This window comes from Pseudoalteromonas sp. S2721 (assembly GCF_005887425.1).
GTDB classification, from domain to species: Bacteria; Pseudomonadota; Gammaproteobacteria; order Enterobacterales; family Alteromonadaceae; genus Pseudoalteromonas; species Pseudoalteromonas simplex.
Window position 1 is genome coordinate 1 of record NZ_PNCZ01000048.1, and the last position, 296, is coordinate 296.

The 296-nt window shown below is 37.8% G+C and carries 1 protein-coding gene; it reads right to left on the bottom strand.

Going from position 1 to position 296, the window contains the following annotated elements:
* Positions 1–235 (bottom strand): helix-turn-helix domain-containing protein (locus CWC02_RS16880; RefSeq protein ID WP_138619498.1); only part of this gene is annotated, 235 nt, incomplete at its 3' end.
* Positions 236–296 lie beyond the last annotated feature (61 nt).

Genomic DNA, 296 nt, shown 5'->3' on the forward strand with positions numbered 1-296 from the left:
GCAGCCTTGATGGACGTCCTTGAATAGGCTTATTGTCTAAACCATCAAGCCCATACTCTAGGTAACTAGAAACCCATTTATTCACACTACTTCTTGCAGAGTTTAGACGTTTTGCAATATCGGTTCGGCTATTACCCTCATAAAATAAAGACACTGCAAGCAATCGCATGCGTTTTCGTGCGTTTGGTTCTTTACGAGAAAGCGCTAAAAGTTGTTCAGATATGTTTGGGTTCAATGTTAATAACCAGTGATTTTATATAGCCTATATTAGATCAAATATTTAAGCGGAATGGTAT